Here is a 20,792-nt window from a genome sequence, read left to right as displayed (position 1 = left end):
TTCAAATCCCTTCAGCCGCAAGGGTTTCAAATGCGTGCCTGGTACACTTTCAAACCGTAACAGCCCCAAGGGTTTTGCTTCGGTGCCAGGCACCTCGCGAAAACCGTTGGCGCACAAGGGCGAAATTGTCGTGCCAGGCACCGAAAGCTATCGCCACTAAAACGAAAAAAACCACTGGTCCGTGTTTACGGTCCAGTGGTTCCCTTGTGCCATTCACATAACTTGCATCACATTTTTTCTTCTCTATTCAAGCTGCGTCTCCGTTTTCAGACACGGATTGGCTTTCGATTTCAAGGTGTTCTTTCAGCTTAGAACGGATTTGGTTCCGTTCTTCGTCAGAAACGATAAAGTAGAAGATGTTATTGATATATTTTTCTGTCGCCTTAACTTCAAATGTTTCAATATTCTTTCGTGCGCCTTTGTAATTCTCCTGGATATCCTTCATCTCAGCGAACGTCATATTCGTTTTCACGTTACTGCTGATGACATCCAGCACATCATCAAATTTTGTGATCGAGGAAACACGAGCGCCTTTATCAATGACTCCTCTGATGATCTGGCGTTGGCGTTCATTCCTGCCTAGATCCCCCTTAGGATCCTGCTTCCGCATCCTGACATAAGCCAGCGCTTCTTTCCCATTATCAAGCTCAATCTCACCTGAAGGAAATTCATAACCGCCAGCATTGAAACCAAAGCTGTTCTTCACCGTCACACCATCAACCGCATTGACGATATCCTGGAATGATTCCATGTTCACCTTGATGTAGTAATTGATCGGTATATCCAAGAAATTCTCGACCGTTTCCACAGCCATTTTCGTGCCACCGAATGCATAAGCATGGTTGATTTTATCGTCAAAACCTTTACCGATGATTTCCGTACGTGTATCCCGTGGAATATTGAACATGATCATCGAATCATCGTGAGGATTCACCGTAATGACTACCATCGTATCCGATCTGCCGCTATCATTTTTCCGTTCATCGACACCTAACAGCAAAATCGAGATCGGTTCTTTTTCAGATTTATCCACTTTCGGTTTAGGCACATTCTTATCCCGCTCAGGGTCGATCGGTTCATGGATATCGTTAGCCGTATCTTTGACCGAATCATACAAATAATAAGCGTAGCCTCCGATACCGACTACCGCTATTCCCAAAACAATGACAAATCCCCAGATGAATTTTTTCAACATATACTAATGACCCCTCTTAATTCAAAAATTTCACATCTAACTCGATTATACAGCAATCGCAATTCTATCAAAACATAATTTTTTACAATAGAGGAAACGATTCGTAATTAGCGAAGTGAAAGTGATAGAAAGAAATTGTCGAGTCTACGAATCCGTTCTGTTAAAATAGTGAACAAAAGCTAGTCTGATAGATTTGAGGGATTGTAATGGGGGATGGACGCACCCAAAAACGAGATGATCTGCGTTTCAAAATAGCCAACCGTGAAGCCTTGATGGGTGTCATCCTGGCCGTGTTCAACTTCATCTGGTGGTTCGCTTTTGCCTATGGCTTAGGCAGAAAACCGGTCGAAGAATATACGTACATTTTCGGATTTCCAGCGTGGTTTTTCTACAGCTGCATCGTCGGCTTCCTGCTTTTTTCAACGCTCGTTTTTGTCATGGTGAAATTATTTTTCCTCGAGGTGCCTTTTGAGGACAGAGAGGAGGACGCCGAATGAATTGGGATGTCATCATACCTCTCTTTGGTTTTCTTGTCATCGTCTTTTTGATCGGGACGTATTCGTCAAAGTACATAAGGAAAGCTCCGGATTTTTTGCAGGAGTACTTTTTGGGGAGCCGCCAGCTGAACGGCTTCATTTTAGCGTTGACGATGGTCGCGACCTTCGGAAGTGCGAGCAGTTTCATCGGCGGACCTGGTGTTGCGTATAATCTTGGACTCGGATGGGTGCTCCTCGCGATGTCACAGCTCGTCACCGGGTATTTTACGCTTGCGGTTTTAGGGAAAAAGTTCGCGATTGTCGCTCGAAAAATCAACGCCGTCACACTGATCGACTTTTTAAAAGAAAGATACCAGAACACGTGGGTCGTGTTGCTTTCAGCAGCGAGCATCGTCATCTTCCTTTTCAGTGCGATGGCTGCCCAGTGGGTTGGGGGAGGCAGGCTGATCGAGTCGTTCACAGGGCTTTCCTATACAGCTTCGTTGTTCATTTTTGCGAGTTCCGTACTCGTGTATGTCGTGATCGGCGGTTTCCGGGCTGTTGCGATCACCGACAGTCTGCAGGGGATCGTCATGTTCATCGGGACCTTGCTCTTGTTGATCGGAACCATTGTAGCAGGTGGGGGAATCTCGAACATCATGACGGAACTGGCTGTTGAAAACCCTGACCTCGTTTCACCATTCGGAGCGGATGGGTCGTTGACACCGTTGTTCGTGTCATCTTTTTGGATTTTGGTCGGGGTAGGGGTCATCGGGTTGCCGCAAGTCGCCGTCCGAGCCATGTCTTACCGTGATTCGAAAGCGATGCACAAAGCGATAATCATCGGGACGCTCGTCGTCGGATTCATCATGCTCGGGATGCACTTGATCGGAGTCTTTGCGCGAGTGGTCGTGCCGGGGATCGAAGTCGGGGACAAAGTCATGCCGCTCGTGGCCTTGGAAGTGCTTCCGGGATGGCTTGCGGGAATCGTTCTTGCCGCACCGATGGCAGCTGTCATGTCGACAGTCGATTCGTTGCTTTTGCTCGTCAGTTCCGCGGTCATCAAGGACGTTTATGTGAACTATGTAAAACCGACAGCTTCACAACGCCAGGTAAAAACATTGAGCATTGGGGTTACAGCTATTCTCGGGATCCTGGTATTCCTGATGGCGATCGATCCACCGGACTTCCTGATCTGGTTGAATTTATTTGCGTTTGGAGGCCTTGAAGCCGCATTTATCTGGCCGGTCGTGCTCGGATTGTACTGGAAAAAAGGCAACGCCTACGGAGCATTCGCCTCGATGATCATCGGAGTCGGCTCATACATGATCATCCACCTGACCGCACCGAACCTGTTCGGCATGCACACCGTCGTGGTACCAGTAGTGCTGTCCTTTGTAGGCTATGTACTCGTCAGCCTCATCACCCAGCACAAACACCAACTCCAACAACAAGAAATCATCCAACGTTTCTGGAGCGCGTAAGTACATCGGTGCCATTTTCAGTAAACCTCGGTGCCAGGTACACTTTTGAAACCATTGATAGGACTGGCTTCCTAAAGTGTACCTGGCACCTTTCTTGTTAATCAAACATTTGATTGCTATGTATCACAGTTCATTTGCATGTTTAAACAAACGTTTGATTGAACAAACGAAAAATTTGTCGCCTATCAAAAAATATATTATTGATGGAGAATGTAAGAAGAATTAATGAAGTGAAAGAGTAGCTTGGGATTGAGGCACAGTATTTGGGGAACACATTAAATTATTGAAGAAGTGATAGATTAATCTTGTGCCAGACGAATTGTTTTCTTGAGCTTACGAATATCCGTTTTGTTTTGCCAATGTTCTTCGACTAACAACTCCAATTGTTCATGAATGTCCTGTTGACCTTCTTCAAGTCTCCCCATCCTATTCTCAAGTTTATCTATTCTAGTATTTAGTCCGTTAAACCCCTCATTCATTTGGTCTTGAAGTTCTTTAATAGCTTGCAAAATCTGATTTTCCATTTTATTCACCACCTTTCCCACCCAGTATATCATTTAGCTCATACTATAAATAAGAGACTTTATTCAAACTCTTAAAGTTAGTAAAAGGTTACTAGAAAGATAATCAATAGTTACCGATACCATCATTAAACAAACGTTTGATTAAAACCTCAGAACTTAATATAGCACCAACTTAACCATCTAATCAAACGCTTGATTGAACAAATCCGAAAGTTGTCGACCAAATATTGTACCAGGTACCACAATTTAGCCCTTGTGCCCCAACGGTTTTCAAAAAGTGCCAGGCACCGAATCGGATCCCTTGCAGCTCAACGGGTTTCATTTGGTGCCTGGCACACATCAAGAACCCTTTCATACCAGGGCTTTCAAAACGGTGCCAGGCACCAAAACGGATCCCTTGCGGCTCAACGGGTTTCATTTGGTGCCTGGCACCCATCATGAACCCTTTCGTACCAGGGCTTACAAAATGGTGCCTGGTACAAAGCTCTTGGTGTTTTGATATACTTGAAGTAATTATTTTCGGAATGGAAAGGTGAGTTTATTGGAAATACGTTTAGGGGTCATTGGACCTGAAGATTCAGTCAAACATATATTGAATTCTGCTGAACCGTTTGCAGATATAACTTTATTACCGTTTTCGTACAATACGATCGATCAAGTCGATGAGATCATCCATCAAAACCGAGATTCCATAGATCAATGGTTTTTCTCAGGACAAGTTCCGTATACATATGCTTTATCCAAACAGCTGATCCAGGAAAAGGATGGAATCTATCCGCCGCTTTACGGGGCAAGCTTATTAGGGAAAGTGTTAGAAGCATTGATGGATCTAGAAGAAGTAGTCCAAAAAATCAGCCTTGATACGATTCAAGAAGAGGAGCTTCATACGACGAAACAATATTTCTCGCTCCAAAAGTTACAGATATTTTCCTATTCTTACCCTGATTTCAGACCGGTGGATGAAATCGTCGAGTACCACCGTTCACTTTTTGAAAAGGGGAAGACCCAGGTTGCTTTCACATGTATCCGGGCGGTTTATCTCCAATTAAAAGAATCAGGGATCCCGTGTTATCGAATCTATCCTTCACATTTGTCGATCTATTTTACACTAAGGCTCCTGAAAGAACGTGGCGTATCTTCATGGTATCAACGTTCCCAGCTTGCTTTATTAGGTGTGGAACTTCTTCCTCCTGATGAAGAAGAAGATGAGTATCTCTTTTCATATGAACTTAAACATAAAGAGCTGAGCTTGAAGCGGCTGTTACTTGAATTAGCGGAACGGATAAATGGATCCTTCGTTCAAATCGGCGATGGTCTTTATTTTATTTATACAACACGTGGGGAAATAGAGTTTAAATTAGATAAAAGTGACCTGTTCCATCTGATTGAGACGGTCTATTCCCACAGCAAATACCATATCCGGATCGGTATCGGGTATGGGCTGAATGCTCTCCAAGCAGAAGAGAATGTACGGACTGCATTCCGGAACGCCCGTAAAAATACCTCCTCAAAAGTCGTTCTTGTCGATGAGAAAAAAAAGGTTACAGAATATCTGTCAGAAAGGAAAGCTCTCCAATACGATTACCAGAAATGGGTTGATGGCGAGTGGTCTGAGGAATTGCGAAAAGCCAATATCTCCCCGACGGCATTAGCGAAGATCGAATCCTTAGCAAACTTTTATAAAAAAGAGGAAGTTACTGCCCAGGAAGTGGCAGTCTGGTTAGCTAGTTCGGAAAGAAATGCCCGCAGGATCCTGGCTGAACTTGAAAATCTCAAGCTTGCAACCAGTAAAAGTGTACAGCTCAACGGATCGAAGGGGAGACCCCGAAAAGTGTACCGGTTGATATTCAACAAGACTCCTGCAAAAACGAATATATAAAAAGAAGTGTCAGGGCCAATAATAAGGCGTCTGACACTTCTCCTTTCTAAAGCTTCAAAAGCAAGTGGGCAAGCATAGCCGATCTCTTCGGAAGATCTTCAATAACGATATGTTCAATTTCAGCATGCGGACCTTCGCCGACTCCTCCAAGACCGTCCAGTGTGGGAACTCCAATACTCGCTGTAAAATTCCCGTCACTTCCACCGCCGACTTGTGCTTCAGTAATCGTAAAACCAACCTCTTCCGCAGCCTTTTCAGCTTTTTCAAATAATTCCTCTATATCAGAAGTGCGCTCCATTGGAGGTCTATTTAATTCACCTTCCACCTCTAAAGTCGTCCCATCAAGTTCTGGGGTCAAACTTTCCAGATGGGCAACAATCCGGTCAGCTTCTTCCTCTGTTTTCACACGAAAGTCGATCAAAGCTTCGGCTTCCTCGGGTACGACATTCCGCCTTGTCCCGCCATTGATCACACCAACATTTACTGTTGTACCACGATCGTAATTTGTGAGCTCTTCCAATTTTACAATCTGGAGGGCTAATTCATGAATGGCACTTGCACCAGCACGATGATGGTTACCGGCATGGGAACTTTTCCCTCTTACCTTTATTTGATAGATGCCTACCCCTTTTCTAGCAGTTTTCAAAGCACCGGTCTTTGCAACAGGTGGTTCAGTAATCAAGACGATATCACTGTTCTTTGCTTCTTCCTCAATGATAGGCCGAGAGGTTTGGCTGCCGATTTCTTCATCAGACGTACAGAGGAATTTGATCTGAAGGTCATCCAGCAATTTGAAATGCAAGAGCGCCTTCAATGCCCAAATGGATTGGATGATCCCGCTTTTCATATCAAGGACTCCGGGGCCGTATAGCTTACCATCGACAATCTGCCTAGGTAACCGGCCTTTATCCCAAACCGTATCAAAGTGACCTGCAATCAATATACGTTTGCTCCCGTTACCGACTGTAAAACTGAAATGGTCACCGCGATCAGTCTGGGGATAGAGTTTAGGTTCGACAACCCCCAGTCGTTCAGCAAATATCTTTTTCAAAACATTCCCGCACCGGTCTACCATTTCCTTATCTTCGGAAGGGGATTCTGCATCAACGAATGTAATGATGTCAGCTAGAATCTCTTCTTCATGCTCTTTTAAATAATCAGCAATTTCGGTCATGCAATCAACCACCTTATTTGATTTATAAAAATATTTTTTGATCGTCTCTTCATTTAGGAAAGGTTTCAGAAAGTAGCCGTTAACATGTATTTCTAGTTATACAGCATGTAAAAACAAAACGCAATATTTAAAATATTCACTCAAATACCAATTGACAAAATAATCTAACTATTTTATAGTCGTGTATAAGAATTTAGGAAAAGTTTTGGAATATTGCCGAAAAACATCAAAATAAAAACAATATTTGGAGGGGGAAGGTGGATGAAAGATGTCTATCAGTATATCGAGGATCACAAAGACCAGTACATAGAATGGTTACAAGAGCTTTGTATGATCCCGAGTGTCGCTGCCCAGAACAGAGGAATGGAAGAAGCCGCGGAGCATGTATTAAATGATTTGGCACAGAAAATAAACGGAGAAACGCAACTCGTCTCCACCTCAGGATTCCCGGTCGTTTACGGAAAGGTGCCTGGTACAAGGGATAAAACCCTTTCGTTTTATAACCATTACGACGTTCAGCCGGAAGACCCGATTGAATTGTGGGAACACCCTCCATTCGAAGCGGAAATACATGACGGAACGATGTATGCAAGGGGAGTTGCAGATAACAAAGGAAATCTGATGGCACGCATCGCAGCTGTACATGCCTACCAGCAGGTGAGAGGCGAATTGCCGCTGAACATCAAATTCATCGTGGAAGGAGAAGAGGAGATCGGAAGCATCAATCTGGATGAGTTCAGTGAAAAACATGCTGACCTCATTCAAGCGGACGGATGCATTTGGGAGTTCGGTTACCGGAATGCGGACGGGAGACAACAAGTCAGCTTAGGCGTAAAAGGTATGACCTATGTCGAGCTTGTCTGTAAAGGTGCAAACACGGATCTCCATTCTGCAAACGCAGCAGTCATTGAAAACCCGGCCTGGCGACTGATATGGGCATTGAATACGCTGAAAGATGAAAATGAACATGTCAAAATCGACGGCTTTTATGACCGGGTCCAATCCCTTTCTCCGGAAGATAAGGTGGCAATCCGTGAATTGATCTACAGCGAGAAAGAAATGTTAGAGCAGCTTGATCTGTCTTCATTTTTATTGAACCTGGAAAGCGAGGATTTGAAAGAGCGGCTGATTTTCGCCCCTACCTGCACGATATGCGGAATCGAGTCCGGCTATACGGGCGAAGGAGCGAAGACGGTCCTTCCATCAGAAGCGAAAGTGAAACTCGACTTCCGTCTCGTCCCAGATCAGGATCCACATGAAATCCTCAAAGCGCTAAGAAATCACTTGGACAAACATGGATTCGAGGATATTGAGATACATGAAATGGCAATGGAAAAACCGGGGAAGACCCCCTACAACGATCCACTATCAGAAACGGTCATATCAGCCGCCCAAAAAATCTCGAAGATGGAACCGACAGTCATGCCGATGTCACCAGGTACAGGACCGATGTATGTCCTTTGCCAAAAGCACGGTATCCCATCCGTTTCAGTCGGAGTCGGGAATTTCCAATCCAACAATCATGCACCGAATGAAAACATCCATATAGAGGATTACATAGATGGGATCAAACTGATTGCAACTGTGATTGAAGACTATGCCAGAAAATAAGGGGAGGATCTTTTGGAAACGAGTATACGCCCGACAATTTTAAAAGAAGCACAGGAATTACAACAACAGTTGTCAACATGGAGAAGGGATTTCCATGAACATCCGGAGCTTGGTTTTGAAGAAGAACGGACATCTGCCATCGTTGCTGATTACCTGGAAAGCCTTGGTCTCGAGGTGAAACGGAACATTGCCAAAACGGGTGTCGTCGCTTTACTTAGAGGAATGGAGGAAGGTCCGACTTTTGCGCTGCGTGCTGATATGGATGCCTTGCCGATTTTGGACGAAAAGACAGTGCCGTACCATTCCAAGCATCAGGGTTTAAGCCATGCCTGTGGTCATGATGCCCATACGACGATGCTGATGGGTGCCGCGACAATCCTCAGTAAAAGGGGATTGGAAAAAGGGAATATCAAATTCATCTTCCAGCCGGCAGAAGAAGGCAGGGGCGGGGCACAAGCGATGATCGACTATGGGGCTCTTGATGATCCGAAGGTGGATGCAATTGGTGGCCTTCATGTCAACACCAGCATCACAACTGGAAACATCACGCTCTCAAGTGAAAGGGTAGGGTGCGGGGCTGCAGATTTCTTCACATTGAACGTAATTGGAAAAGGGGGCCATGCTGCTCACCCCCATCAAACCGTCGATTCTGTCGCTGTCACAGCTGAAGTCATTTCAGCTTTACAGCATATTTCAAGCAGACAGGTGGACCCGACGGATCCGATCGTCATTACAATCGGTTCGATACATGGTGGTTCAGCAAGCAATGTCATCACACCAAATGTAGAAATGACCGGAACAGTAAGGACTTTGAATCCAGAGTTGCGTCTGAAAGTTCCAGACATGATGGAAAAAGTGATTCAAGGGATTACGAACGGATTCGGTGCGACGTACGAATTCCAATTCGAATTCAAATTCCCGTCCATTTTAAATGACAGTGAATTGACAGAGCTAGCAGCGACCACTGCAGATGAAGTACTTGGAGATGGACATTATGAAAGAGTGAAGCCTGGGATGGGTGGAGAAGATTTCGCCTTTTATACGGAACAGATTCCAGCTGTGTTTTTCCGCTTAGGGGTTGGAAACGACCAGATGGAACGGTATCCAGGACACCATCCGAAGTTTGACATTGATGAAAAGGCCTTGCCTTATGGATCCGCGATGCTATCTCAATTAGCACTCAATTATTTGAAAAATCACAATGAGGGGGAGAAGAAGTGAAGAAACTTGCATTCACATTGTTAACTGCAATTCTGGCATTGAGTTTGACCGCTTGTGCTTTCAATGATAAATCGAACTCAGATGAAGGTGACGGAGCCACCGAACAAAAACAGGATAAAAAACTTGTCATTGCTAATGGAACAGATATGGTGACGTTTGACATCCATGATCATAACACCACCTCCACCGAAGCGATCCACATCAACATGTTCAATTATCTGGTGAAAAATCTAGGTGATGGAGAATTTGAATCAGACCTTGCCGAAAGCTGGGAAAATGTTGACGATACAACCTGGAAATTCAAATTGAAGGAAGGCATCAAATTCCATAATGGTGAGGATTTGACGGCAGAAGATGTAAAATTCACGCTCGAGCGTGTCGCGAAGGACAATAAGTTACTCGAATATGGAAACTACAAACAGATCAAAGAAGTGAAAGTCATCAATGATCATGAGTTCGAAATCATCACCCATGAACCTGAACCCGCATTATTGAACCGTGTTTCCCGTCTTGGTTCAGGGATTCTTCCGTCACAATACATCGAAGAAGAGGGATGGGACACATTTTTAAAAGAACCAGTAGGAACAGGTCCTTATAAATTCGTCGAGTGGAAAAAGGATGACCGTGTCGTCTTAGAAGCGAATCCTGATTATTTCGGAGAAGAGCCGAAATGGGAAGAGCTCGTGTTCAGATCAATCCCTGAAGACTCTACAAGGGTTTCCGAGTTGTTGACTGGCGGAGTTGATATCGCTGCTAACGTACCTCCTAGTGATTGGAACCGGATTAAAGATAACGAAGGGACAGACATCGCGAAAAGTCCGACACAGCGTGTGATGATGCTAGTTTTGAGACATACGGAAGGTCATCCGACATCGGATCCGAAAGTTCGGGAAGCGATTGATCTTGCTATCGATAAACAAGCGATTTTAGACAGCCTCATGGAAGGTGCAGGGACAGTTACACGGACCCGAGTGACACCAGGAAACACAGGGGCGAACGAAGACCTCTACCAAAAAACACTGTATGACCCAGAGAAAGCGAAGGAACTTTTAAAAGAGGCTGGATATGAAGACGGCCTTGAGCTTGAATTAAGTGCACCGAATGGACGTTACTTGAAGGATAAGGAATCTGCAGAATTGATGCAGGCGATGTTGAAGGAAGTCGGTATCGATGTAAAGCTTAATTTCTTGGAATGGAGCTCGTTTGCAGAAAAATATTCCTCTAAGAAATTCGGGGATATGTTCCTGATCGGTTATGGAAATTCCATGTTTGATGCAGCGCTGGCTTTAGAAAGACTCAGCAAGGAACAAGCAGTGGGTGAAACCGATTATGACAACCCTGAAGTTGAGAAGCTGCTTCAGGATGCGATGAGCAATATGGATCCGAAAGAGCGTGCTGAACAATATAAGAAAGCACAAGAAATCATTGCTGAAGATCGTCCGCAAATCTACCTGTATCAACTTGATTCGGTATACGGGTATAATGAAGGGTTGAAATTCGAACCTCGATTGGATGAGATGATCATTGCAGATGAAATCACGTTGAAATAAGCATGGCAGGGGTTGACTCATCAAGAGTGGGTCAACCCTTGCACATAATGTAGGAGGGATGGAAATGAAGTTTCTGTTGAGAAACATCCTCCGGATCATACCGGTTTTGTTCATCATCAGTTTAATCGTTTTCCTGCTCGTCCGCGTAACCGGTGATCCTGTATCACTCATGTTACCGGAAACGGCGACAGAACAGGATAAAGCGGAACTCAGACAATCATTGGGGTTGAATGACCCGCTATACGTACAATATTTTACTTATCTCGGGGATGTGGTCACCGGTGATTTCGGTGAATCGTTCCGCTACAACCAGCCTGCATTGCAAATCGTATTGGAAAGGTTGCCAGCCAGCCTGGAGTTGGCCTTTTTCTCGATGATCATTGCAATCATCATTTCAATCCCACTCGGGGTTTTATCAGCAATCAAGCGTAACTCATTCATTGATCTGTTCATCACTGGGGGAGCGGTCTTAGGGAAGGCGATGCCGAACTTTTGGCTTGGTATCATGCTGATCCTCTTGTTTGCGGTACAGTTCAATGTATTGCCTGTTTCAGGTACAGGCTCGATCTATCACTTGATATTGCCTGCTATCACTTTAGGTACAGCGATTGCTGCAGAAATGACGCGGCTGATCCGTTCCAGCATGTTGGAGATCCTTAGCCAGGAGTATATCCGGACTGCTAGAAGCAAAGGGTTGATTGAGGCGATCGTTGTCAATAAGCATGCCTTGCGGAACGCGCTGATCCCTGTGGTGACGATCATGGCGCTTCAGACAGCCACATTGATCGGGGGGACCTTGATCACAGAAACAGTCTTTTCGTGGCCGGGAATGGGACAATTGCTCATCCAGGCTGTCAATCTCCGCGATATGGCCGTCGTCCAGGCAGCTACTTTCGTGATTGCGATCCTGGTCATCGGAAGCAATTTGCTGGCTGATTTGACATACCGCTACCTTGATCCAAGGATTAAGTACGATTAAAAGGGGGCTTTAGTTTAATGTACACCGAAACAGAAACGAAAAAAGACGTCACACTGGAAACGCCTAAAGCCCGAAAAGCCAGTGGCAGATTGAAATGGATAAAACTCTTGTTAAGAAGCAAGACGGGAACATTAGGTTTGGTCATCGTTTTAGCGATGGTCGGAATGGCTGTCTTCGCTGATGTGATCGCACCCTATAATCCAGCAGAGACCGATATAGTAAATCGCCTTCTGCCTCCTGCCTGGGTAGAGGGAGGAAATCCAGATTACCTTCTCGGGACCGATAACCTCGGCAGAGATATCTTAAGCCGAATCATCGTTGGTTCACGTGTTTCCCTTTTAGTCGGGATCAGTGCGGTTGTTTTAGCCGGAGCGATTGGATTGTTGTTAGGACTGCTTGCCGGATTTTATGGAAAGTGGATTGATACGGTGATCATGAGAACGGTCGATTCCTTTTTAGCTATTCCTAACATTTTGTTCATGCTGATCGTTTTAGCGGTAATCGGACCGAGCTTGATGACGATGATTTTCGCGCTTGGAGGGACGACCTGGGTGGTATATGCCCGGATGGTGCGTGGTGAAACGCTTAGTGTGAAAGAAAGGGATTATGTCCGGTCGGCAAGAGCAGTAGGAGCGAAGGATGTCCGAATCATTTGGCAATACATCCTTCCGAACATCGTTTCATCCTTTATCGTCATTGCAACTTTGAATGTCGCTACCACGATCATTTTGGAGTCCTCGTTAAGCTTCTTAGGGTTGGGTATCCAGCCTCCAGACGTTTCCTGGGGCTTGATGCTCAGTGATGGAAGAGAGTATCTTGCTACAAGCTGGTGGGTCGCTACATTCCCAGGGATCGCAATCACGATAACCGTTTTAGGCATCATCTTTTTAGGAGATTGGTTGAGAGATGTACTCGATCCAAAAATGAAGATCAAATAGATACAGGTAGAAAAGTGAGGGATGATCGTGTCGACTTCATTGTTGAGTGTTGAAGATCTAAAGGTTCGTTTTAAAACAGAAGACGGAATTATCCCTTCTGTAAATGGCGTCACATTTAATGTGGAGAAAGGCGAAACGGTTGCCATCGTAGGCGAATCAGGCTGTGGGAAAAGCATCACCTCGTTATCGATTCTCGGCTTGATCCCGTCTCCAGGTGAAATCCACCATGGGAAAATCGATTTTGACGGAACAGATTTGCGGACAATCAAGAAAAAACAGTTGAGAAAGCTGCGTGGGAATGAGATTTCAATGATTTTTCAAGAGCCGATGACCTCATTGAATCCAGTTTTTACAATCGGCAACCAGATCAGCGAAACAATCCGCCTGCATCAGCGGCTTGATAAAAAGAAAGCCTTGATGAAAGCGGTCGAGATGCTTGATCGGGTCGGGATTCCAGACTCGGAAACGGTTGTACGTCGTTTTCCTCATCAGCTTTCTGGTGGAATGCGTCAGCGTGTGATGATCGCGATGGCTCTTGCATGCAACCCGAAGCTCTTGATTGCAGATGAACCTACGACAGCCCTTGATGTCACCATTCAAGCGCAGATTTTAGAGTTGATCAAGCAATTGAAAACAGACTTCGATACGGGAGTCATTTTGATTACGCATGACCTTGGTGTGGTAGCCGAAGTTGCTGATCGGGTCGTGGTGATGTACGCGGGAGAAGTGGTTGAGGAAGCACCTGTAATAGAGTTGTTCGAGAATCCGAAGCATCCGTATACATTAGGTTTGTTGAGTTCAGTTCCGAAAGCAGAACATGTGGTGGATGAACTAGGGACCATTGAAGGAAGCGTGCCAAATCCAGCTGATATGCCGGAAGGATGCAAGTTTCATCCACGTTGCCCATTTGCAACCGATAAATGCCGGAATGAACATCCGGAATTGGAACAATACGATTCTCATCATAAAAAACGCTGCTTCTATGATGTGGAGAAGGGAGGGGTCGCATGATGAGCACAACTATGGCGGATGATCGGCAGCCGTTGATCCAGGTCAAAGGATTGAAAAAGCACTTCCCGATTACGAAAGGCTTGTTCAACCAGACTGTCGGCACAGTCAGGGCTGTTGATGGCGTTGATCTTGAGATTTACGAAGGAGAGACGCTTGGAATTGTCGGGGAATCCGGCTGCGGGAAATCAACGACCGGACAAATGCTGTTAGGGTTGTTGGCCCCCTCAGAAGGATCCGTCAATTTTGAAGGAAAAGATTTAACGACACTCTCTAAAGAGGAACTCCGGTCGATGCGGCGGGACCTACAAGTGATTTTTCAAGATCCGTATTCCTCGTTGAACCCGAGGATGACGATTGAACAACTAGTCGGAGAACCTTTGAAAATACACGGGTTGAAAAAGGGAAAAGCGTTACGTGAAGAAGTGGTCAGGTTACTTCGGGTTGTCGGCTTGGATGAGCATCATCTCAAGCGGCATCCGCATGAATTCAGTGGTGGGCAACGACAAAGGATAGGGATCGCTCGTGCTTTAGCTTTGAATCCGAAAGTGCTGATTTGTGATGAACCTGTTTCGGCATTGGATGTATCCATTCAAGCGCAAATCTTGAACTTGCTGAAGAAGCTGCAAAGGGAATTCAACCTGACTTATGTCTTCATCGCCCATGGGCTGCCAGCCGTTCGTCATATCAGTGATCGCATCGCCGTGATGTATTTAGGGAAGGTCGTTGAAATCGCAGGGCGGGACAGCTTGTTCGAAAGTCCGACGCACCCATATACAGAAGCGTTGCTGTCTGCAATTCCGGTAGCGGACCCGACGAAACGGAGGAACCATAAGCCGTTGGAAGGCGACCTCCCGAATCCATCGAATCCGCCATCTGGATGCCGCTTTCATACACGCTGTCCCTATGCCCAGGAACGCTGCATCAAAGAAGAACCTGGTTTAGTAGAATACAAACCCGGCCACCACGCCGCCTGCCACTACCCGCTAGGCGTAAAGAACTGAAGTCTATCGAACTGAAGTGTACCAGGCACAACAATTCAGCCCTTGTGCCCCAACGGTTCTCAAAAGGTGCCAGGCACCAAAACGGATCCCTTACGGCTCAACGGGTTTCATTTGGTGCCTGGCACCGATCATGATCCCTTTCGTACCAAGAGTTTTGAAATGGTGCCAGGTACAAAAACGAAACCCTTGGCGCAGTTGAGGTTTCAAAATGTACCTGGCACCGAAAAACCTAATTTCTCCTCCATCCGTTTATTTCCATCTAAGAATTTTCTGAATTCACTAGAAATTATGTTAGATGTGCGATATGCTCTTATTAACGGAATAAAAAAGGACATTATCCGTAATTGTCCGGAATTATTTCCATTACAATTTGGATAAGGTCCGAACCTAATGAGGAGGAATAAAATTGCCGTCGATTAATCGAAACACTTCAAACAATAGTGAAACCGCTGACAAAGGGTTCATGCTCAGATTCCTTGATCGGGTGGAAGTACTCGGGAATAAACTTCCGCATCCTTTCATGCTTTTCGTGTATCTGGCATTAGGAATCATCGTCTTGTCCGCTGTCATCAGCATGTTCAATGTGACTGTCGATCATCCTGGAACAGGCGAAGAGGTCGCAATCAAGAGTTTAATCTCAGGTGAAGGGCTGAAATACATCCTCACCTCCATGCTGACGAATTTTGTGGAATTCAAACCACTCGGCCTCGTGCTTGGTATGATGCTCGGGATCGGGCTTGCCCAGAAAGTCGGTCTGATCCAAACGTTCATGAAAAAGACGATCATCAATGCACCGCCTAAGCTCGTCACTTACGCAGTCGTGCTTACAGGTATTTTAGGAAACTTGGCTTCTGATGCTGCGTTCATCATCGTACCGCCGATCGCAGCGATGGTCTTCCTGACACTCGGTCGACATCCGATCGCTGGACTTGCTGCTGGGTTCGCAGGGGTCGGGGCTGGTTTTACCGCCAACTTCCTCATCACTGGTACTGATGCGCTTCTTTCGGGAATATCTACTGAGGTCGCCAAAAATATTGGAGACGGAATAACCGTAACACCAGTAGATAACTATTTCTTCATGATTTTCTCTGTCGTCATGCTCATGACGGTCGGTACATGGATTACGGAAAAAATCGTTGAGCCGAAACTCGGAAAATATGAAGGAACAAACGACGATAAAGAACTCGAAGAAATAAAACCGGTCGAGTCACGTGGTCTACGTAATGCTGGGATTGCCGCACTCATCTATGCAGTTCTTCTTGCTCTGACGCTCTTTTTACCAAACTCAGCTCTACGAAATGAAGATGGTGGCTTGATCCCATCACCATTCTTAGATGGAATCGTCCCGATCATCCTGTTCTTCTTTATTGTCGTATCCGTCGCGTACGGAAAGACAATCGGAAAAATCAAAGAGACATCAGATGCACCGAAATTCATGGGTGAGGCGATGAAAGACATGTCTGGATTCATCATCCTGATCTTTGCTGCGGCACAATTCATCGCTTACTTCGACTGGACGAACATCGGTGTATGGATTGCTGTTTCTGGAGCGGAATTTTTACAAAGCATCAACATGACAGGATTGCCGGTCATCGTCGGATTCATTCTACTTGCTGCTGTCTTGAACCTATTGATTTTCAGTGGTTCAGCTCAATGGGCTTTGATGGCACCCGTGTTCATTCCGATGTTTGCACTGCTGGATTATAATCCTGCGTTCACACAAATGGCTTTCCGTATCGCAGACTCATCTACGAACATCATCACGCCATTGAACCCATATGTACCGATGATCCTGGCGTTCATGAAAGAATATGACAAGAAGGCAGGTTTCGGAACACTGTTTTCCGTCATGTTGCCATATACGGTCATTTTCCTGACCATCTGGACGATCTTGTTCGTGATCTGGAACCTACTTGGCTTGCCGATCGGACCTGGCGTCTTCATGAAATCATAGATAATCAACATGGGGGTTTTACGAAATGCTAGATTTTAAAGGACAAGGTGAGCAGATCGAAAAAGAAATCATAGCGATCAGACGTCACCTTCACGAAAATCCTGAACTGAGTGAAGAGGAATTCGAAACCTCTCAAATCATTCAACAAAAGCTCGAAGAATACGAGATTCCTTTTAAAAAAGGGTATGCGAAAACCGGTGTGCTCGGCATCATAAAAGGTGACCAGCCTGGTGGAGTCGTCGCGCTCCGTGCGGATATCGACGCCCTTCCGATCAAAGAAAGGACCGACGAACCGTTCGCCTCTAAAAAAGAAGGAGTCATGCACGCCTGTGGACACGATGCACATACGGCGATGCTCCTCGGTGCTGGAAAACTTTTAAACTCGCAAAAAGAACAGATCAAAGGGACCATCCTGCTAGTCTTCCAACCTGCCGAAGAGAATGCTCCTGATGGAGGCGCGCAGCCGATGATGGATGATGGTGTTTTTGATGAATACACACCCGATGTCATTTTCGGCCAGCATGTTTGGCCGGACCTTCCAAAAGGACAGTTCGGAATCCGGGATGGGGCGATGATGGGTGCGTCCGATCGTATCAAATTCACGATCAAAGGCACTGGAGGTCATGCGAGCATGCCTCATCAGACGAACGACGCGATCACGATAGCGACTACGGTCATCAATCAACTGCAAACGATCGTAAGCCGGAACGTCGACCCGTTATCAGCTGCTGTTTTGACCATCGGAAAAATCGAAGGCGGTTATCGTTACAACGTCATCGCAGACGAAGTCCTGGTAGATGGCACGGTCCGCACACTGGACAAAGACACCCGTGAGAGGATCAAGGATCGCTTTTACAAGATCGTTGAAGGAACAACAGAAGCGATGGGTGGAACTGCTGAAGTCGAATTCACCAAAGGGTATCCTGCAACGATCAATACACCGGAATGGGCGCAACACGTCCGTGCCACCGCGCAAACCTTGTTCGGTGAAGAGGCGACGCCAGTGCTCAATCCTTCTCTTGGCGGAGAAGATTTCAGCCGTTTCCTTTTAAAATATCCAGGCGCATTCTTCTGGTTAGGAACGAAACCGAAAAATGGCCAGCCGAAGCCGCTTCACGATCCGTCCTTTGAAATTGACGAAGATGCACTTGCAGGCGGAGTCGAATTGATGGCACAGGTTGCCGCCGATACGTTGGAAAAATTGGAGAGACGCTTATGAATATCGAAGCATTCGTAGAGCAAAACAAAGATCGTTTGAGCTCGTGGCGGCGTCAATTTCATCAATACCCAGAAGTGGGGTGGACAGAGTACGTCACGACCTACCGGATCCATGAAATCCTATCCGGACTCGGTTTCACGACGTATCTCGGAAAAGACGCACTCGTAAGCGAAGTACGGATGGGTGTTCCTTCTGATGAAGTCTTGCGAGAGGAAGAGGAGCGGGCACTGGCTGAAGGCGTTCCTGAGGCTTTTTTGGAAAAAATGAAAGGCGGTCACACAGGAGTCGTTGCTACGTTCGATACGGGGAAAAAGGGACCGCATATCGCCATGCGATACGACATCGATGCCTTGCCGATCAACGAGTCTGAGAGCCAGCAGCATCAGCCTGCCCACGTAGGATATCGCTCAAAGAGAGACGGACAAATGCATGCTTGTGGCCATGACGGACATACGACGATCGGCCTCGGTGTCGCTTCCTTTTTAAAATTGAATGCCGAAAACCTTAGCGGCCGTTTCACGCTTCTTTTCCAGCCGGCTGAAGAAGGCTCCAGAGGGGCGAAAGCGATGGTGGAAAAGGGCTGGCTTGATGATGCGGACTACTTTTTATCCGGGCATATCGGTATCCATATGAAGCGATATATCGGCCAGATCGCTGCAACCACCAGCGGATTTTTAGCAACGACCAAATGTGATGTCACATTCACGGGTCTTTCTGCGCACGCGGGAAAAGAGCCGGAAAAAGGCCGGAATGCCCTGCTTGCAGCTTCGTCCGCTGCTCTCAACTTGCACGGGATTGCGAGACACGGAGATGGAAAGACGCGGATCAATGTCGGCACACTGAATGCCGGTACTGGCCGGAACATTATTCCTGATCACGCTGAAATCCAGCTTGAAACACGTGGAGAAACAACCGAACTGAACGAATATATGATAACTGAAGCGAGGCGGATCATTGAAGCAAGCGCTGCGATGTATAACGTCGAGGCAGAAATCAAGATAGTCGGTGAAGGAATCGATGCGACGAGTGACGAGTCGTTCATTCCGATCATCCAGCATGTGGGGGAAGAGAGTCCGTTGATCGAATCGGTCCTTGATCGAGATGTGATCGGTGCATCAGAAGACGTAGCATATATGATGGAGCGGGTGCAACAAAGAGGAGGAAAAGCAACGTTCCTTTTATTTGGCACACCACTTGCAAATGGACACCATCATTCGGAATTCGACTATCAAGAGGACGTTCTTGCTGTAGCGGTCGATACGCTGGCAAGAACCATCGTCCATTTACAACAAGAAGAGGTGTAGGGAATGGCTGACGAATCATGGTTGATAAAGACGTTGAAACAATTGAATCTGACAGATGATATGGAGCAGGAAGAAGGCTTCAGCCGCCTCGGTTATAGTGAAGAGGAATGGGAGTCGATCGCTGTTTTTGAGAAAAAAGCAGAAGAAATCGGACTCGAAGTAAAGCGTGATGAAGCCGGGAACTGCATTGCGCGCTGGAACGGAATGGACGCAAACAAACCAGCGGTCGCGACAGGTTCCCACCTTGATACCGTTAAAAATGGTGGTGGTTACGATGGCGTTGCTGGTGTCCTTTGCAGCCTGGCAGCGGTAAAAGCATTGAAGGAAGAAGGGTTTCAGCCAAATTCACCGATTGAAGTGATCTGTTTCGCCTCAGAGGAGTCTTCGCGCTTTGGTGTTTCTACGGTTGGCAGTAAAGCGATGACGGGACTTTTGAAACCGCAACAGCTGGAACAAATTGAAGATGATGACGGCATCACAATCAAGGAAGCTGTTGAAAATCGAGGGCTTTCATGGGATCAGCTACCTGAGACGGAACGTAAAAAAGAGGAACTCCGTCAATTCGTCGAACTGCACATTGAACAAGGGACACGAATAGAAGACGCGGGGAAATCCTTTGGCGTCGCTACCGCCATCGCCTGTCCGACACGGCTAAAGGTTGATATCGTCGGAAAATCAAGTCATACCGGCACGACACCGATGGCTAAAAGACAGGATGCGTTGGTCGCAGCTGCACCGATCATTTCATTCATTTCGGAGCGTGCAGGTGAGCTATCTGAAGAGAATGAGATACCCGTTGTCGCGACCACAAGTGTGGCCGATGTTTTTCCGAACAAAATGACGAGTATACCAGGACAGGTTGAACTTGGCGTCGATATCCGAAGTGTAAGTGATGAACTGAAACGAGGGCTTGCGGAAGAGATTGAAACGGAACTTGAAAAACTGGCGGAAGCTTATCAGGTGAAGATCACTACCAGCAGGCTCGTTGACGATCATTCCGTTTTTCTTGACGGAAAGGTAGCGGAAACGTTGAAGGAGACAGGTGAACAACTCGGGTTGGACTGTCTTGTCATGGAGAGTGGCGCCGGCCATGATGTCATGAACATGGCTTCCCGGTGGCCGACAGGTCTGATTTTCATCCCATGCCGTGATGGTTTGAGTCATCATCCAGATGAACATGCTTCAGAAAAAGACCTGGAAATGGGTGTAGAAATTTTAAAACAATACCTGAAAAACGAGACAAAAATCCCTTCTTGATGAGGGGGTTTTTCT

General features: G+C 46.2%; 18 protein-coding genes. 14 read left to right on the top strand and 4 right to left on the bottom strand.

What is annotated here, in order from left to right; genetic code table 11:
- Positions 1–247: 247 nt before the first annotated feature.
- Positions 248–1,195 (bottom strand): LCP family protein, encoded by a 948-nt coding sequence (locus N8M93_RS08430; protein WP_261130950.1) that lies wholly within the window; start codon positions 1,193–1,195, stop codon positions 248–250.
- Between the two features lie 206 nt (positions 1,196–1,401).
- On the opposite strand from N8M93_RS08430, the gene N8M93_RS08425 reads away from it, so the two are divergent.
- Positions 1,402–1,692, top strand: a complete 291-nt coding sequence (locus tag N8M93_RS08425; protein WP_261130948.1) for a YhdT family protein — start codon at positions 1,402–1,404, stop codon at positions 1,690–1,692.
- A complete protein-coding gene (panF, locus tag N8M93_RS08420) occupies positions 1,689–3,155 on the top strand; it encodes a sodium/pantothenate symporter (protein ID WP_261130946.1) in 1,467 nt (488 codons plus the stop codon). The genes N8M93_RS08425 and panF overlap by 4 nt, the downstream gene beginning before the upstream one ends.
- 299 nt (positions 3,156–3,454) lie before the next feature.
- Here panF and N8M93_RS08415 read toward each other — a convergent pair whose 3' ends face one another.
- Positions 3,455–3,679, bottom strand: a complete 225-nt coding sequence (locus tag N8M93_RS08415; RefSeq protein ID WP_261130944.1) for a hypothetical protein — start codon at positions 3,677–3,679, stop codon at positions 3,455–3,457.
- 184 nt (positions 3,680–3,863) lie between these two features.
- Positions 3,864–4,097: a hypothetical protein gene (locus N8M93_RS08410; protein WP_261130942.1), complete on the bottom strand. Its 234-nt coding sequence runs from the start codon at positions 4,095–4,097 to the stop codon at positions 3,864–3,866.
- Between the two features lie 123 nt (positions 4,098–4,220).
- On the opposite strand from N8M93_RS08410, the gene N8M93_RS08405 reads away from it, so the two are divergent.
- The gene (locus N8M93_RS08405) at positions 4,221–5,558 is read left to right on the top strand and encodes a hypothetical protein (RefSeq protein ID WP_261130940.1); all 1,338 of its coding nucleotides are present in this window, start codon (positions 4,221–4,223) and stop codon (positions 5,556–5,558) included.
- 46 nt (positions 5,559–5,604) lie between these two features.
- Here the strand turns inward: N8M93_RS08405 and N8M93_RS08400 are convergent, their stop codons facing one another.
- Positions 5,605–6,732 (bottom strand): M20 family metallopeptidase, encoded by a 1,128-nt coding sequence (locus N8M93_RS08400; protein ID WP_261130938.1) that lies wholly within the window; start codon positions 6,730–6,732, stop codon positions 5,605–5,607.
- A gap of 261 nt (positions 6,733–6,993) precedes the next feature.
- Here N8M93_RS08400 and N8M93_RS08395 point away from each other — a divergent pair, with 261 nt between their 5' ends.
- From N8M93_RS08395 to N8M93_RS08345, 11 genes are all read left to right on the top strand, one after another.
- Positions 6,994–8,343 (top strand): M20/M25/M40 family metallo-hydrolase, encoded by a 1,350-nt coding sequence (locus N8M93_RS08395; RefSeq protein ID WP_261130936.1) that lies wholly within the window; start codon positions 6,994–6,996, stop codon positions 8,341–8,343.
- 12 nt (positions 8,344–8,355) lie between these two features.
- Positions 8,356–9,564 (top strand): M20 family metallopeptidase, encoded by a 1,209-nt coding sequence (locus N8M93_RS08390; RefSeq protein ID WP_261130933.1) that lies wholly within the window; start codon positions 8,356–8,358, stop codon positions 9,562–9,564.
- Entirely contained in the window at positions 9,561–11,114 is a 1,554-nt protein-coding gene (locus tag N8M93_RS08385; protein ID WP_261130931.1) for an ABC transporter substrate-binding protein, read from the top strand. Before N8M93_RS08390 ends, N8M93_RS08385 begins: the two co-directional genes overlap by 4 nt.
- Before the next feature lie 64 nt (positions 11,115–11,178).
- A complete protein-coding gene (locus N8M93_RS08380) occupies positions 11,179–12,093 on the top strand; it encodes an ABC transporter permease (RefSeq protein ID WP_261130930.1) in 915 nt (304 codons plus the stop codon).
- 17 nt (positions 12,094–12,110) lie between these two features.
- Entirely contained in the window at positions 12,111–13,031 is a 921-nt protein-coding gene (locus tag N8M93_RS08375; protein ID WP_261130929.1) for an ABC transporter permease, read from the top strand.
- 27 nt (positions 13,032–13,058) lie between these two features.
- Positions 13,059–14,042, top strand: coding sequence for an ABC transporter ATP-binding protein (locus tag N8M93_RS08370; RefSeq protein ID WP_261130928.1), 984 nt, complete (start codon positions 13,059–13,061; stop codon positions 14,040–14,042).
- Positions 14,039–15,043 (top strand): oligopeptide/dipeptide ABC transporter ATP-binding protein, encoded by a 1,005-nt coding sequence (locus N8M93_RS08365; RefSeq protein WP_314728272.1) that lies wholly within the window; start codon positions 14,039–14,041, stop codon positions 15,041–15,043. The genes N8M93_RS08370 and N8M93_RS08365 overlap by 4 nt, the downstream gene beginning before the upstream one ends.
- Before the next feature lie 463 nt (positions 15,044–15,506).
- The gene (locus tag N8M93_RS08360; protein ID WP_261131442.1) at positions 15,507–16,997 is read left to right on the top strand and encodes an AbgT family transporter; all 1,491 of its coding nucleotides are present in this window, start codon (positions 15,507–15,509) and stop codon (positions 16,995–16,997) included.
- Between the two features lie 25 nt (positions 16,998–17,022).
- Positions 17,023–18,216: a M20 family metallopeptidase gene (locus N8M93_RS08355; RefSeq protein ID WP_261130927.1), complete on the top strand. Its 1,194-nt coding sequence runs from the start codon at positions 17,023–17,025 to the stop codon at positions 18,214–18,216.
- Positions 18,213–19,520: an amidohydrolase gene (locus tag N8M93_RS08350; protein ID WP_261130926.1), complete on the top strand. Its 1,308-nt coding sequence runs from the start codon at positions 18,213–18,215 to the stop codon at positions 19,518–19,520. The genes N8M93_RS08355 and N8M93_RS08350 overlap by 4 nt, the downstream gene beginning before the upstream one ends.
- A gap of 3 nt (positions 19,521–19,523) precedes the next feature.
- Positions 19,524–20,777 carry a M20 family metallo-hydrolase gene (locus N8M93_RS08345; protein WP_261130925.1) on the top strand — a complete coding sequence of 418 codons (1,254 nt, stop codon included), beginning with the start codon at positions 19,524–19,526 and terminating at the stop codon, positions 20,775–20,777.
- The last annotated feature ends 15 nt before the right edge of the window (positions 20,778–20,792 follow it).

Source organism: Bacillus sp. Marseille-Q3570 (assembly GCF_946151055.1).
In the GTDB taxonomy this organism is placed as follows: domain Bacteria; phylum Bacillota; class Bacilli; order Bacillales; family Fictibacillaceae; genus Pseudalkalibacillus.
Note: the sequence above shows the minus strand (reverse complement) of the source record. Positions and strands in the feature narration are given on the sequence as shown.

Coding starts and splice junctions, on each gene's coding strand:
- N8M93_RS08430 (WP_261130950.1), bottom strand. CDS start 1,195: ATGTTGAAAAAATTCATCTGGGGATTTGTCATTGTTTTGGGAATAGCG.
- N8M93_RS08425 (WP_261130948.1), top strand. CDS start 1,402: ATGGGGGATGGACGCACCCAAAAACGAGATGATCTGCGTTTCAAAATA.
- panF (WP_261130946.1), top strand. CDS start 1,689: ATGAATTGGGATGTCATCATACCTCTCTTTGGTTTTCTTGTCATCGTC.
- N8M93_RS08415 (WP_261130944.1), bottom strand. CDS start 3,679: ATGGAAAATCAGATTTTGCAAGCTATTAAAGAACTTCAAGACCAAATG.
- N8M93_RS08410 (WP_261130942.1), bottom strand. CDS start 4,097: ATGAAACCCGTTGAGCCGCAAGGGATCCGTTTTGGTGCCTGGCACCGT.
- N8M93_RS08400 (WP_261130938.1), bottom strand. CDS start 6,732: ATGACCGAAATTGCTGATTATTTAAAAGAGCATGAAGAAGAGATTCTA.
- N8M93_RS08395 (WP_261130936.1), top strand. CDS start 6,994: ATGAAAGATGTCTATCAGTATATCGAGGATCACAAAGACCAGTACATA.
- N8M93_RS08380 (WP_261130930.1), top strand. CDS start 11,179: ATGAAGTTTCTGTTGAGAAACATCCTCCGGATCATACCGGTTTTGTTC.
- N8M93_RS08375 (WP_261130929.1), top strand. CDS start 12,111: ATGTACACCGAAACAGAAACGAAAAAAGACGTCACACTGGAAACGCCT.
- N8M93_RS08365 (WP_314728272.1), top strand. CDS start 14,039: ATGATGAGCACAACTATGGCGGATGATCGGCAGCCGTTGATCCAGGTC.
- N8M93_RS08360 (WP_261131442.1), top strand. CDS start 15,507: ATGCTCAGATTCCTTGATCGGGTGGAAGTACTCGGGAATAAACTTCCG.
- N8M93_RS08355 (WP_261130927.1), top strand. CDS start 17,023: ATGCTAGATTTTAAAGGACAAGGTGAGCAGATCGAAAAAGAAATCATA.
- N8M93_RS08350 (WP_261130926.1), top strand. CDS start 18,213: ATGAATATCGAAGCATTCGTAGAGCAAAACAAAGATCGTTTGAGCTCG.
- N8M93_RS08345 (WP_261130925.1), top strand. CDS start 19,524: ATGGCTGACGAATCATGGTTGATAAAGACGTTGAAACAATTGAATCTG.